This window comes from Pseudomonas ekonensis, from assembly GCF_019145435.1.
Classification (GTDB): domain Bacteria; phylum Pseudomonadota; class Gammaproteobacteria; order Pseudomonadales; family Pseudomonadaceae; genus Aquipseudomonas; species Aquipseudomonas ekonensis.
Window position 1 is genome coordinate 493,810 of the sequence record NZ_JAHSTS010000003.1, and the last position, 12,231, is coordinate 506,040.

Annotated in this window: 15 protein-coding genes; 8 read left to right on the plus strand and 7 right to left on the minus strand. The window is 64.8% G+C overall.

Annotation, left to right across the window (positions count from 1 at the left end):
- The first annotated feature begins 213 nt into the window (after positions 1-213).
- From ftsY to rpoH, 4 genes are all read left to right on the plus strand, one after another.
- Positions 214-1,836 (plus strand): signal recognition particle-docking protein FtsY, encoded by a 1,623-nt coding sequence (gene ftsY, locus KVG96_RS26235; RefSeq protein WP_217894612.1) that lies wholly within the window; start codon positions 214-216, stop codon positions 1,834-1,836.
- Positions 1,833-2,504: a cell division ATP-binding protein FtsE gene (ftsE, locus tag KVG96_RS26240; protein ID WP_085580878.1), complete on the plus strand. Its 672-nt coding sequence runs from the start codon at positions 1,833-1,835 to the stop codon at positions 2,502-2,504. The genes ftsY and ftsE overlap by 4 nt, the downstream gene beginning before the upstream one ends.
- Positions 2,501-3,526 (plus strand): permease-like cell division protein FtsX, encoded by a 1,026-nt coding sequence (gene ftsX, locus KVG96_RS26245; RefSeq protein ID WP_217894613.1) that lies wholly within the window; start codon positions 2,501-2,503, stop codon positions 3,524-3,526. Before ftsE ends, ftsX begins: the two co-directional genes overlap by 4 nt.
- Before the next feature lie 112 nt (positions 3,527-3,638).
- The gene (gene rpoH, locus KVG96_RS26250; RefSeq protein WP_085580874.1) at positions 3,639-4,493 is read left to right on the plus strand and encodes an RNA polymerase sigma factor RpoH; all 855 of its coding nucleotides are present in this window, start codon (positions 3,639-3,641) and stop codon (positions 4,491-4,493) included.
- Positions 4,494-4,596: 103 nt separating this feature from the next.
- On the opposite strand, the gene mtgA is transcribed toward rpoH, so the two are convergent.
- Positions 4,597-5,319, minus strand: coding sequence for a monofunctional biosynthetic peptidoglycan transglycosylase (mtgA, locus tag KVG96_RS26255; protein WP_085580872.1), 723 nt, complete (start codon positions 5,317-5,319; stop codon positions 4,597-4,599).
- Between the two features lie 74 nt (positions 5,320-5,393).
- Between mtgA and KVG96_RS26260 the strand changes: the two genes are divergently transcribed.
- The 4 genes from KVG96_RS26260 (at position 5,394) to trmB (ending at position 7,636) form a co-directional block, all read left to right on the plus strand.
- Entirely contained in the window at positions 5,394-5,774 is a 381-nt protein-coding gene (locus KVG96_RS26260) for a DUF423 domain-containing protein (RefSeq protein WP_217894614.1), read from the plus strand.
- A gap of 71 nt (positions 5,775-5,845) precedes the next feature.
- Positions 5,846-6,046 carry a sulfur carrier protein ThiS gene (gene thiS / locus KVG96_RS26265; RefSeq protein WP_217894615.1) on the plus strand — a complete coding sequence of 67 codons (201 nt, stop codon included), beginning with the start codon at positions 5,846-5,848 and terminating at the stop codon, positions 6,044-6,046.
- A 60-nt stretch (positions 6,047-6,106) separates the two neighbouring features.
- Positions 6,107-6,901, plus strand: coding sequence for a thiazole synthase (locus tag KVG96_RS26270; RefSeq protein WP_217894616.1), 795 nt, complete (start codon positions 6,107-6,109; stop codon positions 6,899-6,901).
- A gap of 9 nt (positions 6,902-6,910) precedes the next feature.
- Complete coding sequence (gene trmB / locus KVG96_RS26275; RefSeq protein ID WP_085580866.1) at positions 6,911-7,636, plus strand: tRNA (guanosine(46)-N7)-methyltransferase TrmB; 726 nt, start codon at positions 6,911-6,913, stop codon at positions 7,634-7,636.
- Between the two features lie 131 nt (positions 7,637-7,767).
- On the opposite strand, the gene KVG96_RS26280 is transcribed toward trmB, so the two are convergent.
- The 6 genes from KVG96_RS26280 to metX are packed head-to-tail and all read right to left on the minus strand — an operon-like array spanning position 7,768 to position 12,137.
- The gene (locus KVG96_RS26280) at positions 7,768-8,091 is read right to left on the minus strand and encodes a DUF3392 domain-containing protein (protein ID WP_217894617.1); all 324 of its coding nucleotides are present in this window, start codon (positions 8,089-8,091) and stop codon (positions 7,768-7,770) included.
- Between the two features lie 22 nt (positions 8,092-8,113).
- Complete coding sequence (hemW, locus tag KVG96_RS26285) at positions 8,114-9,319, minus strand: radical SAM family heme chaperone HemW (RefSeq protein ID WP_225927571.1); 1,206 nt, start codon at positions 9,317-9,319, stop codon at positions 8,114-8,116.
- Complete coding sequence (gene rdgB, locus KVG96_RS26290; protein ID WP_217894618.1) at positions 9,316-9,912, minus strand: RdgB/HAM1 family non-canonical purine NTP pyrophosphatase; 597 nt, start codon at positions 9,910-9,912, stop codon at positions 9,316-9,318. The genes hemW and rdgB overlap by 4 nt, the downstream gene beginning before the upstream one ends.
- Positions 9,909-10,343 carry a DUF4426 domain-containing protein gene (locus KVG96_RS26295; protein WP_217894619.1) on the minus strand — a complete coding sequence of 145 codons (435 nt, stop codon included), beginning with the start codon at positions 10,341-10,343 and terminating at the stop codon, positions 9,909-9,911. The genes rdgB and KVG96_RS26295 overlap by 4 nt, the downstream gene beginning before the upstream one ends.
- 26 nt (positions 10,344-10,369) lie before the next feature.
- Positions 10,370-10,990 (minus strand): methionine biosynthesis protein MetW, encoded by a 621-nt coding sequence (metW, locus tag KVG96_RS26300; RefSeq protein ID WP_217894620.1) that lies wholly within the window; start codon positions 10,988-10,990, stop codon positions 10,370-10,372.
- A 7-nt stretch (positions 10,991-10,997) separates the two neighbouring features.
- Positions 10,998-12,137: a homoserine O-succinyltransferase MetX gene (metX, locus tag KVG96_RS26305; RefSeq protein ID WP_217894621.1), complete on the minus strand. Its 1,140-nt coding sequence runs from the start codon at positions 12,135-12,137 to the stop codon at positions 10,998-11,000.
- Positions 12,138-12,231 lie beyond the last annotated feature (94 nt).

Below are 12,231 nucleotides of genomic sequence, written 5' to 3' on the forward strand. Positions count from 1 at the left end.
CGGCAAAAGGCTTTGGTTTGTCAGCTAAACTCTGCCTTTTCGCCGATTTTGCCGGTTTAGTCCTTCGTTAAGACGATTCCCTTGAGGTGCCGCGGGCGCCTCGACAACAGGTTGCGCGTGAACAAGCTGGATCAAACACAGTCTGTTCTGCATCGAATATTCAATTGCCGGGGCGCCTGATGGCGCGTCGCTACCGTGAGATAGCCGTCCTCCATGTTTGGTTCCAACGACGACAAGAAGAACCCAGCTGCCGCTGGCGAGAAGAAAAGCCTGTTCGGATGGCTGCGCAAGAAGCCGGCCGCCGAACAGCCGGCGGCCGCGCCTGAGCCGGCCCCGACGCCTGCACCCGTTGCGCAAGAGACGCCGGTTGTTCCGCCGGTCGCCGAGCCCCTGTCGCAGCCGGCTGCCCACGCTGCGCCTGAGCCTGCGGTTGCCCCTGAGCTGCCGTTGACCCCGGCCAAAGAACCCTGGTTGACCCTGCCCGTGGCGGAAGAACCGGTGGCGCTGGTCGAGGAAGCGGTGGCCCATGTGACGCCGCCGATCCCGGCGGCGCCTGTTGCCTTCGCCCCGGAGCCGGCAGCGGCGCCGGTCGTTCCTGAGGTTGCGGTCGTTGCCGAGCCGACCGCTCGTGTCGTTCCTCCCGCAGCCCCTCACGTAGCCTCTCACGTAGCCGCGCCGGTTGCGCCGGTCGTCGAAACGCCCGAGCCTGCACCTGCACCTGCACCTGCACCTGCACCTGCACCTGCACCTGCACCTGCACCTGCACCTGCACCTGCACCTGCACCTGCACCTGCACCTGCACCTGCACCTGCACCTGCACCTGCACCTGCACCTGCAGCGGTTGTCGCTGCGCCGGCCGCCGCCGTCGAGGTTCCGGCCGAACCGCCGCGCACCGAAGAGGCCAAGGCCGGTTTCTTCGCCCGCCTCAAGCAAGGCCTGTCCAAGACCAGCGCCAGCATCGGCGAGGGCATGGCCAGCCTGTTCCTCGGCAAGAAAGCCATCGATGACGACCTGCTCGACGAGATCGAGACCCGCCTGCTGACCGCCGACGTCGGCGTCGAGGCCACCTCGGTGATCATCCAGCGCCTGACCCAGAAGGTCGCCCGCAAGGAGCTGGCCGACGCCGATGCGCTGTACAAGTCCCTGCAGGCCGAACTGGCCGCGATGCTCAAACCGGTCGAGCAGCCGCTGAAGATCGCCTCGCAGGCCAGGCCGTACGTGATCCTCGTGGTCGGCGTCAACGGCGCCGGCAAGACCACCACCATCGGCAAGCTGGCCAAGAAGCTGCAGCTCGAAGGCAAGAAAGTCATGCTGGCCGCCGGCGACACCTTCCGCGCCGCGGCGGTGGAGCAGTTGCAGGTCTGGGGTGAGCGCAACCGGATCCCGGTGATCGCCCAGCACACCGGCGCCGATTCGGCCTCGGTGATCTTCGACGCCGTGCAGGCCGCCAAGGCCCGGGGCATCGACGTGCTGATCGCCGACACGGCCGGTCGCCTGCACACCAAAGACAATCTGATGGAAGAGCTGAAGAAGGTTCGCCGGGTGATCGGCAAGCTCGACGCCGACGCGCCGCACGAAGTGCTGCTGGTGCTCGACGCCGGCACCGGCCAGAACGCCATCAACCAGGCCAAGCAGTTCAACCAGACCGTCGCGTTGACCGGCCTGGCCCTGACCAAGCTCGACGGCACCGCCAAGGGCGGGGTGATCTTCGCCCTGGCCAAGCAGTTCGGCCTGCCGATCCGCTACATCGGCGTCGGTGAGGGCATCGACGACCTGCGCACCTTTGAAGCCGAACCCTTTGTCCAGGCCTTGTTTGCCGAGCGGGAGCGTTCATGATTCGATTCGAACAGGTCGGCAAGCGCTACCCGAACGGTCACGTCGGCCTGCATGAGCTGAGCTTCCGTGTCCGCCGTGGCGAATTCCTGTTTGTCACCGGCCACTCCGGTGCCGGCAAGTCCACTTTGCTGCGCCTGCTGCTGGCGATGGAGCGTCCGACCAGCGGCAAGCTGCTGCTGGCCGGGCAAGACCTGAGCACCATCAGCAACGCGCAGATCCCGTTCCTGCGCCGGCAGATCGGCGTGGTGTTCCAGAACCACCAGTTGCTGTTCGACCGCACGGTGTTCAACAACGTCGCGCTGCCGCTGCAGATCCTCGGGCTGTCCAAGGCCGAGACCGCCAAGCGCGTCGACTCGGCGCTGGAGCGCGTGGCGCTGTCGGACAAGGCCGACCTGTACCCGGGCGACCTCTCCACCGGTCAGCAGCAGCGCGTGGGCATCGCCCGCGCCATCGTCCACCGGCCGGCCCTGCTGCTGGCGGACGAACCCACCGGTAACCTCGACCCGCGTCTGGCGGCCGAGATCATGGGCGTGTTCGAGGACATCAACCGCTTGGGCACCAGTGTGCTGATCGCCAGCCACGACCTGGCCCTGATCGCCCGCATGCGCCACCGCATGCTCACCTTGCAGCGCGGCCGATTGATCGGCGACGGGGAGGCCGGCGTATGAGCGCGACTCGCAGTCCGAAGGTTTCCGAACGTGTGGCCCCCAAGGCCGCCGATCCGCAACCGCCGAAGAAAAAGGCCAGCCACGACGATGACGGCCCGGACTTCGCCACGCTGTTCCGCGCCTGGCTCGAAAGCCACCGGGCCAGCTGGGTCGACAGCCTGCGCCGCCTGGGCAAGCAGCCGATCGGCAGCTTCTTCACCTGCATGGTGATGGCGGTGGCGCTGAGCCTGCCGATGGGCCTGTCACTTCTGCTGAACAACATCGAACGCCTGGGCGGCTCGTGGCAACGGGCGGCGCAGATCTCGCTGTACCTGCAGCTCGACGCCAGCCCGGAGCAGGGCGAGTCGCTGCGTGACCGGATCAAGCGCATGCCGGGCGTTGCCGAGGCCGAGTACGTCGGCCGCGACCAGGCGCTGGAAGAGTTCCAGCAGCAGTCCGGCCTGGGCGAAGCCCTGCGCGAGCTGCCGGAAAACCCGCTGCCTGGCGTGGTGCTGGTGACGCCGAAGGAAGTCGACAAGGCGAACCTGGAAGCATTGAGACAAACACTTTCCGAGCTGCCCAAGGTACAGCAGGCGCAACTTGATCTAGTCTGGGTCGAGCGTCTGGCCGCCATCCTCAAGCTGGGCGACCGTTTCGTGTTCGGGCTGACGGTGCTGCTGGTTTCCGCATTACTTTTGGTGATAGGCAATACCATTCGTCTTCATATTGAAAACCGCCGCACAGAGATAGAAGTGATTAAACTCGTCGGCGGCACCGACAGCTATGTGCGGCGTCCCTTCCTTTATATGGGGGCGTTGTACGGCTTCGGTGCGGGGATTCTGTCCTGGGGTGTCCTGGCGTTCGGCCTGGACTGGCTGAACGACGCGGTGGTCGGGCTGGCCGGCCTGTACGGCAGCGATTTCGCGCTGGCCGGCGTGCCGGTGGCCGACGGTCTGTCGCTCTTGCTTGGCGCGGTGCTGTTGGGTTATATCGGTGCATGGATTGCAGTCGCACGTCATCTCAGGGAGCTGGCGCCGAAGTAGAATCTTTTTGCGCGTGATTGACCTCACGGTTTCAAGGGGAACTTGTTCAGCGGTTCCCGGTCAATTTTCGCAGTGCCAATGGCACGAGTATGTAAGTGGGAGGTTTTTTCGCATGACCAATTCTTTGCAGCCTGCGTACGCGTTGGTTCCGGGTGCGAACCTGGAAGCCTATGTGCACACCGTCAACAGCATTCCGTTGCTGTCGCCGGAGCGGGAGCGTGAACTGGCCGAGAGTCTCTACTATGAGCAGGATCTTGAGGCGGCTCGGCAGATGGTGCTCGCCCACCTGCGGTTTGTCGTACACATTGCCCGCAGCTATTCCGGCTACGGTCTGGCCCAGGCCGACCTGATCCAGGAAGGCAACGTCGGCCTGATGAAGGCCGTGAAGCGTTTCAACCCGGAAATGGGCGTTCGTCTGGTGTCCTTCGCGGTGCACTGGATCAAGGCCGAGATCCACGAGTTCATCCTGCGCAACTGGCGGATCGTGAAGGTCGCGACCACCAAGGCCCAGCGCAAGCTGTTCTTCAACCTGCGCAGCCAGAAGAAGCGTCTGGCCTGGCTGAACAACGAGGAAGTCCACCGCGTGGCGGAAAGCCTCGGCGTCGAGCCGCGGGAAGTGCGTGAGATGGAAAGCCGTCTGACCGGCCACGACATGGCCTTCGATCCGGCCGCGGAAGCGGACGACGACAGCGCTTTCCAGTCGCCGGCCAACTATCTGGAAGACCACCGGTACGACCCGGCCCGTCAGCTGGAAGACGCCGACTGGAGCGACAACTCCAACCACAACCTGCACGAAGCGTTGGAAGTGCTGGACGAACGCAGCCGTGACATCCTCTACCAGCGCTGGCTGGCGGAAGAGAAGGCCACGCTGCACGACCTGGCGCAGAAGTACAACGTGTCGGCCGAGCGTATCCGTCAGCTCGAGAAGAGCGCGATGAACAAGCTCAAGTCGTCGATTGCCGCATGACCGGCAGCCCGGCACAAGAAAACGCCCCGATCAGCGATGATCGGGGCGTTTTCGTTTGTGGCCCTGTTCGGGTTGGAGGGTGCCTCGGCTGGCGATGACGGCCTTATTGGGTCCAAGGCGCCCGGCGCGAATCGTTCAGGCCCAGCAGATAGCTGTCCCCGCCCAGCTGGTTCATCTGCTGGCGGATCCAGCTCGCCCGGCGCAGGACGTACGGGCTCGGGCGGCTGGCGCTCCAGGCCCGCGGGTTGGGCAGCACGGCAGCGAGCAGGCTGGACTGCTGGCGCGACAGCGAGCGGGCGCCGGTGCCGAAATGGTGCCGTGCCGCCGCCTCGGCGCCGAACACGCCGTCGCCCCATTCCGCGCTGTTCAGGTACACCTCAAGGATCCGCTGCTTGGGCCAGAGCACTTCGATCAGCGCAGTGAACCAGGCCTCCAGCCCTTTGCGCAGATAGCTGCGGCCCGACCACAGGAACAGGTTCTTCGAGACCTGCTGGCTCAGCGTGCTGGCGCCGCGGATCGAGCCGCCCAGTTCGTTGTGGGCCAGCGCCGCACGGATCGCGCTGATGTCGAAGCCCCAGTGCTCGGGGAATTTCTGGTCTTCCCCGGCGATCACCGCGACCTTGAGGTCGTCGGAGATCTCGTCCCACGGCTTCCAGGTGCGTTGCAGGTCGATGGGCTCGCCGTCGACCCAGGACTCGACCTTGCGTTCGACCATCAGCGCCGTGCCCGGCGGCGGCACGAAGCGGAACAGCACGACCAGCAAGACACTGCCGCCCGCGAACCAGAGCAGCGCCTTCGACAGGCGACGGAAAAATGAACGCAGCATAGAGATGGCTTGGCCGAACCGGATGAGCGGGCCATTATACAGACCCTGCCGACCGAGTCTGACTGGAGTTCTTCATGCTGCGTAGCTTTCTGATGCTGGCCGCTTTTTTCGGCTTCACCGGTGTCGGCCTGGGCGCATTCGCCGCCCACGGCCTGAAAAGCCGCCTGACGCCCGAGTACCTGGCGATCTTCCACACCGGCGTCACCTATCAGCTGGTTCACGCCTTGGCGCTGTTCGGCGTGGCGCTGCTGGCCACCCAGGTGCCGGGGCGTCTGGTCGCCTGGGCCGGGGTTTCCTTCAGCGTCGGCATCCTGCTGTTCTCCGGCAGCCTGTACCTGCTGACCACCGTCGGCATCGGCAAGCTCGGCATTATTACCCCGTTCGGCGGCCTGGCTTTCCTGGCCGGCTGGGTGTGCCTGGGGCTGGCGGCCTGGCGTCTGCCGCTGACCGCTTGACGCTTGGTGCTGACCTTTAGGTCATGATCGGGCTAGAATGCCAGCCCCTAAAAATGATGGCGGCATCGCGCATGCGCATTCAGTTGAACGGCGAATCCTATGAACTGCCCGACGGTGAGACCGTTGCGGCCCTGCTGACCCGTCTGGAACTGACCGGACGCCGGGTGGCGGTCGAGCTCAATCTGGATATCGTCCCGCGCAGCCAGCATGCCGAGACCACGCTCAACGACGGCGACAGCGTCGAAGTGGTGCACGCCATCGGCGGCGGCTAGTCCCGCCGGCCCCGTGGCCCGGCCATCCTGCAAGACCCTCACCTTTGAAGAGGATTTCCCATGAGCATCGTTCGCAGCGACAAGCCTTTCGTTCTGGCCGGTCGTACCTACCAGTCGCGTTTGCTGGTCGGCACCGGCAAGTACCGTGACATGGAAGAGACCCGTCTGGCCATCGAGGCCTCGGGCGCCGAGATCGTCACCTTCGCCGTGCGCCGCACCAACCTCGGCCAGATCGAGGGCGAACCGAACCTGCTCGACGTGCTGTCGCCGGACCGCTACACCTTCCTGCCGAACACCGCCGGCTGCTATGACGCGGTCGAAGCCGTGCGCACCTGCCGCCTGGCCCGTGAGCTGCTCGACGGGCACAACCTGGTGAAGCTGGAAGTGCTGGCGGACCAGAAGACCCTGTTCCCCAACGTGATCGAAACCCTCAAGGCCGCCGAAACGCTGGTCAAGGAAGGCTTCGACGTGATGGTCTACACCAGCGACGACCCGATCGTCGCCCGCCAGCTGGCGGAAACCGGCTGCATCGCGGTCATGCCGCTGGCCGGCCTGATCGGCTCGGGCCTGGGGATCTGCAACCCGTACAACCTGCAGATCATCCTGGAAGAGGCGAACATCCCGGTGCTGGTGGATGCCGGTGTCGGCACTGCTTCCGACGCCGCCATCGCCATGGAGCTGGGCTGCGACGCCGTGCTGATGAACTCGGCCATCGCCCACGCCCGGCAGCCGGTCATGATGGCCGAAGCCATGAAACACGCGATCGTCGCGGGCCGCCTGGCCTACCTCGCCGGCCGCATGCCGAAAAAACTCTATGCCAGCGCCTCTTCGCCGCTGGATGGTCTGATCAAGTAAGAGCCATTGATGACTGAATCGAACGACACGCCAATCCAGACGGAAGAAGGCGACGAGCGCCAACACCGCCGCATCAAGAGTTTCGTGATGCGCGCCGGGCGCATGACCGAAGGCCAGCAGCGCGGCCTGGAGCAGGGCGCGCCGAAGTTCGTGCTGCCGCTGGCCGACGCGCCGGTGGATTACGATCAGGTGTTCGGCCGCTCGGCGCCGCGCTCGCTGGAGATCGGTTTCGGCATGGGCCACTCGCTGCTGGAAATGGCCGCGGCGGCGCCGGAGCAGGATTTCATCGGCGTGGAGGTTCACCGTCCGGGTGTCGGCGCGCTGCTCAACGGCGTGCTGACCCAAGGCCTGAGCAACGTCCGCGTCTACGACTGCGATGCGATCGAAGTGCTCAACCGCTGCGTGGCCGACAACAGCCTCGATCGCCTGATGCTGTTCTTTCCGGACCCTTGGCACAAGAGCCGCCATCACAAGCGCCGCATCGTCCAGGCCTCCTTTGCGGAGCTGGTGCGCAGCAAGCTGAAGGTCGGCGGCATCCTGCACATGGCCACCGACTGGGAGCCGTATGCCGAGTACATGCTGGAAGTGATGAACGTCGCCCCGGGCTACCGCAACCTCGCCGAAGACGGCAAGTGCGTACCGCGCCCGGCCGAGCGGCCGATCACCAAGTTCGAACGCCGTGGCGAACGACTTGGGCATGGCGTGTGGGATCTGAAGTTCGAAAAGCAGTCCTGATTCAGGCTGTAGATAAACCTGTGGGAGCTGGCTTGCCAGCGATGACGGCATAACATTCAACATTATCGTCGACTGTTGCGCCCCCATCGCGGGCAAGCCAGCTCCCACAAGTATTTATGGCGTACTCAAAATCAGCGGCGATCCGCGACCACGCCGATCAAAACGAGCACCACCAGCAGCACCGGCGCCAGGCTGTAGTTGTTGAACTGGCTCAGCCCCTTCACTATCCACGGCGTGGCGTAGATCAGCGCCGCGCCGCTGCCGATCATGCACAGCAGGGCCATCAGCGGGACGCGCAAGGCGCCGGCGATGCTGCCCAGGCGTTGCTCGACCCAGCCCTTGAAGTCGGCGCCGAACAGCACCAGCAGGCAACCCACCAGCGCCAGGGCGATTTCCGAAAGGTTGCTGCGGCTCCACCGGGAGACGGTGGCGAGCAGGTCGAGTATCAGATCCATGCGGGTTTCCTTAGGGCTGAAATCAGCTCAGAAATGTCTGCAGCAAGTCGTTGAGAAAGAGTTGTCCGCGCTCGGTGGCCGCCAGACGTGACGGTTCGACCTGCAGCAGGCCGCTTCGTTCGGCTTCGCGCCGGCCCTCGGCCAGCGTTTCCAGGGGCAGGCCGGTGCGTTCCGGGTACAGGCGCGATTCGACCCCGGCGGTCAGGCGCAGGGCGTTCATCAGGAATTCGAACGGCATTTCGTCGTCGGCCAGGGCCTTCTCGCCGGCCTGAAAGCTTTTGGCCGGGTTGAGGTAGTCCTTCGGCAGGCGGGTTTTCCAGGTGCGCACGATGCGCCCGTCGGGATGGCTGAGCTTGCCGTGGGCGCCGGCGCCGATGCCGATGAAGTCGCCGAAGCTCCAGTAGTTGAGGTTGTGCCGCGCCGCCCGGCCGGGCTGGGCGTAGGCCGACACCTCGTACTGCGCGTAGCCGTGCTCGGCCAGCAGCGCTTGCCCGGCTTCCTGGATGTCCCACAGGGTGTCGTCTTCCGGCAGCACCGGCGGCTGGTTCCAGAACACCGTGTTCGGCTCCAGCGTCAGCTGATACCAGGAAATGTGCGTCGGCTTGAGGGCGATGGCCTGGCGCAGGTCGCTCAGGGCGTCGTCCAGGGACTGGTCCGGCAAACCGTGCATCAGGTCGAGGTTGAAGTTGTCGAACCCGGCCTGGCGGGCCATGCCGGCGGCGCGCACCGCTTCGTCGCCGTTGTGGATGCGCCCCAGGGCCTCAAGCTTCTGCTGCTGGAAGCTCTGGATGCCGATGGACAGGCGATTGATCCCCAAGGCCCGGTAAGCCACGAACTTCTCTTGCTCGAAGGTGCCGGGGTTGGCTTCCAGGGTGATCTCGATGTCGTCGGCGAAGCGGATGCGTTGCTTGACGCCTTCCAGCAGACGGCCCAAGGCCTCGGCGCTGAACAGGCTCGGCGTGCCGCCGCCGAAGAAGATCGAACTCAGCTCGCGGCCATGCACCGCGTGCAAGTCCTGATCGAGGTCGGCCAGCATCGCATCGACGTACTCCTGCTCCGGCAGCACTTGGGTGGCGGTGTGGGAGTTGAAGTCGCAGTAGGGGCATTTGCGCACGCACCACGGGATGTGGACGTACAGCGCCAGGGGCGGCAGCGTCGGCAGCGGCGCCCGGGACGAAACGGCGCCGCCGCCGAAGATCAGCGGCGACGCAGGACGGCTGTCGGTCATTTCAGGCCCAGACGCTGGCGCAGCAGATCCATTGCGCGGGCGCGGTGGCTGATCCGGTTCTTGTCCGCCGGGGTCAGTTCGGCGCTGGAGAGGTTGCGCTCCGGCACCCAGAACAGTGGGTCGTAACCGAAGCCGTGCTCGCCGCTGGCGGCGGTCAGGATGCGCCCGTGCCACAGACCTTCGCAGAGGATCGGCAGCGGATCGTCGGCGTGGCGCACCAGCGCCAGCACGCAGACGAACTGGGCGCCGCGTTCGGCCTCAGGCACATCCTTCAAGGCGTCGAGCAGCTTGGCGTTGTTCGCCGCGTCGCCCTGGCCGTCGGCATAGCGCGCCGAGTAGATGCCCGGCGCACCGCCGAGGAAATCCACCGCCAGGCCCGAATCGTCGGCCAGCGCCGGCAGGCCGGAGATGCGCGCGGCGTTGCGGGCCTTGAGGATCGCGTTCTCGACGAACGACAGACCGGTTTCTTCCGGCTCCACGCTGCTGAACTCGCCGATCGAGCGCAATTGCACCGACTCGCCGAGCATGGCCTGGAGTTCCTTGAGTTTGCCGGCGTTATGGCTGGCCAGCACGAGTTGCTTGAGGTTCATCATTCGCCGGGGAAAAGCTCTTGGTTGAAATTGATGGTGTTGATCTTGTCGCCGTTCTGCACCTTGATTTCGAAGGTGCGGGTTTCCTGCTGTTCCACCGGGTACTGGGCGATGTAATAGATCGCGCCCTGTTCGGTGACCTGACGGAAATTGAGCGTCACGCTCTGGCTGGTCAGGTCTTTGACCGTGCCGGTGACATTGGCGATCAACGGCTTGCCGTCCTTGATCACCGAGACATTGATCACGCCCTGGTTCTTGCTGCGGATCAGTTCGGCAGCCTTGGCGATGTCCGGTTGCAGGTAGGTCGAGTTGAAGGTGTTGTAGTGCACCGTCACGTCGCCGAAGGTTTCCTGGCGCTCGCTCTTGATGGCATCGGCTGCCACGGCAGAAAGGCTCAGGCAGGCGGCCAACAGCGTGGTAATCAGGCGTCCCATGTTTGTTCTCCTCGCAATGTCGTGGTTCAGACCGCGATTTTGTGATCCTGCAGCCCCGGGCTGCTGACGCGGTAGATGCCGATCTCACCTAACAGATTAGGCCATAGCTTACTGGCCCACCCGTGGCGGTGCTGTTGATCCACGGCAAGCCGATCAATGACCTTCGCCTCACGTTCGCGGCAAAGTTCCTCAAAGTCCTCGAAGGTGCAGAAGTGGATGTTCGGCGTGTTGTACCAGGTGTACGGCAGGAACTCCGACACCGGCATCCGCCCCTTGCTCGCCAGGTACCAGCGGCAGCGCCAGTGGCCGAAGTTGGGGAAGGTGATGATGCACTGGCGGCCGACCCGCAGCATTTCGTCGAGGATCTTGTCCGGGTAGTGCACGGCCTGCAGGGCCTGGGTCATCACCACGATGTCGAAGCTGTTGCTGGCGAAGTTGCCCAGGCCCTTGTCCAGGTCCTGCTCGATGACGTTGATGCCCTTGGCCACGCACTCGGCGATGTTGTCCGGGTCGTTTTCCAGGCCGTAGCCGGTGACCTGCTTGTGGTCGCGCAGCCAGGTCAGCAGTTCGCCGTCGCCGCAGCCGAGGTCGAGCACGCGGCTGCCGGCGGGGATCCATTCCTGGATGATTTCCAGATCGGCTCTCATGTCTTCCTCAAAGCGTGATGCGGTTCATGTAGTTGCCGAACGCCTGCAGATAGCGCGGGATCGGAATCAGGAAGGCGTCGTGGCCCTGGGGCGCGTCGATTTCCAGGTAGCTGACGTCCTTGCGCGCCGCCATCAGCGCGTCCACCAGTTCCCGCGAGCGGGCCGGGGAGAAACGCCAGTCGGTGGTGAACGACATCACGCAGAACTTGGCCTTCGCGCCTTCGAAGGTTTTCGCCAGGTTATCGTCGAAGTTCGCCGCCGGATCGAAGTAGTCCAGCGCCTTGGTCATCAACAGGTAGGTGTTGGCGTCGAAGCGTCCGGAGAATTCTTCGCCCTGATAGCGCAGGTAGCTTTCGACCTGGAACTCGACGCTGTGGAAGTCGTAGTTGAGCTTTTCGCTCTTGAGGCCCCGGCCGAATTTCTCGCCCATGGAGTCGTCGGACAGGTACGTGATGTGCCCGACCATCCGCGCCAGCATCAGGCCGCGCTTGGGGATCACGCTGTGTTCCTGGAACGAGCCGCCGTGGAACTCCGGGTCGGTGAGGATCGCCTGGCGCGCCACTTCGTTGAAGGCGATGTTCTGCGCCGACAGCTTGGGCGCCGAGGCGATGGCCAGGCAGTGGCGCACGCGGTCCGGGTAGGTGATGGTCCATTGCAGCGCCTGCATGCCGCCGAGGCTGCCGCCGATCACCGCCGCCCACTGCGCGATGCCGAGGCGGTCGGCCAGGCGCGCCTGGCTGTGCACCCAGTCTTCGACGGTGAGCACCGGGAATTCGGCGCCGAACGGCTTGCCGGTGTCCGGGTTGACGCTGCTCGGGCCGGTGGAGCCGTTGCAGCCGCCGAGGTTGTTCAGGCTGACCACGAAGAACTTGTCGGTGTCGACCGGCTTGCCGGGCCCGATGCAACTGTCCCACCAACCGGGTTTGCGGTCGTCGGGGCTGTGGTAGCCGGCGGCGTGATGGTGGCCGGACAGGGCGTGGCAGATCAGCACGGCGTTGCTCGCTTGGGCGTTCAGCGTGCCGTAGGTTTCGTAGATCAGGTCGTAGGCGGCCAGCGAACGGCCGCAGGCCAGGGCCAGCGGTTCGCTGAAGTGCGCCGTTTGCGGCGTCACCAGACCAACAGAATCGGGGGGAAAGGCAGCTGGCATCGACCCTGCTCTCGTTGAAATGAGGCGTAAGTCTAAAGACCGGTGGGGTCAGCGGCAAGCAACCGTCGGGCCTGATTTCACCCGGTCGAAACGG

What these genes read in the sequence shown, in the direction of transcription:
- ftsE (WP_085580878.1), top strand. Translation starts at nt 1,833, where the DNA reads ATGATTCGATTCGAACAGGTCGGCAAGCGCTACCCGAACGGTCACGTC.
- rdgB (WP_217894618.1), bottom strand. Translation starts at nt 9,912, where the DNA reads ATGATGAACCTCAAGCAACTCGTGCTGGCCAGCCATAACGCCGGCAAA.
- KVG96_RS26270 (WP_217894616.1), top strand. Translation starts at nt 6,107, where the DNA reads ATGAGCATCGTTCGCAGCGACAAGCCTTTCGTTCTGGCCGGTCGTACC.
- hemW (WP_225927571.1), bottom strand. Translation starts at nt 9,319, where the DNA reads ATGACCGACAGCCGTCCTGCGTCGCCGCTGATCTTCGGCGGCGGCGCC.
- KVG96_RS26280 (WP_217894617.1), bottom strand. Translation starts at nt 8,091, where the DNA reads ATGGATCTGATACTCGACCTGCTCGCCACCGTCTCCCGGTGGAGCCGC.
- rpoH (WP_085580874.1), top strand. Translation starts at nt 3,639, where the DNA reads ATGACCAATTCTTTGCAGCCTGCGTACGCGTTGGTTCCGGGTGCGAAC.
- ftsX (WP_217894613.1), top strand. Translation starts at nt 2,501, where the DNA reads ATGAGCGCGACTCGCAGTCCGAAGGTTTCCGAACGTGTGGCCCCCAAG.
- mtgA (WP_085580872.1), bottom strand. Translation starts at nt 5,319, where the DNA reads ATGCTGCGTTCATTTTTCCGTCGCCTGTCGAAGGCGCTGCTCTGGTTC.
- trmB (WP_085580866.1), top strand. Translation starts at nt 6,911, where the DNA reads ATGACTGAATCGAACGACACGCCAATCCAGACGGAAGAAGGCGACGAG.
- thiS (WP_217894615.1), top strand. Translation starts at nt 5,846, where the DNA reads ATGCGCATTCAGTTGAACGGCGAATCCTATGAACTGCCCGACGGTGAG.
- KVG96_RS26260 (WP_217894614.1), top strand. Translation starts at nt 5,394, where the DNA reads ATGCTGCGTAGCTTTCTGATGCTGGCCGCTTTTTTCGGCTTCACCGGT.
- metX (WP_217894621.1), bottom strand. Translation starts at nt 12,137, where the DNA reads ATGCCAGCTGCCTTTCCCCCCGATTCTGTTGGTCTGGTGACGCCGCAA.
- KVG96_RS26295 (WP_217894619.1), bottom strand. Translation starts at nt 10,343, where the DNA reads ATGGGACGCCTGATTACCACGCTGTTGGCCGCCTGCCTGAGCCTTTCT.
- metW (WP_217894620.1), bottom strand. Translation starts at nt 10,990, where the DNA reads ATGAGAGCCGATCTGGAAATCATCCAGGAATGGATCCCCGCCGGCAGC.
- ftsY (WP_217894612.1), top strand. Translation starts at nt 214, where the DNA reads ATGTTTGGTTCCAACGACGACAAGAAGAACCCAGCTGCCGCTGGCGAG.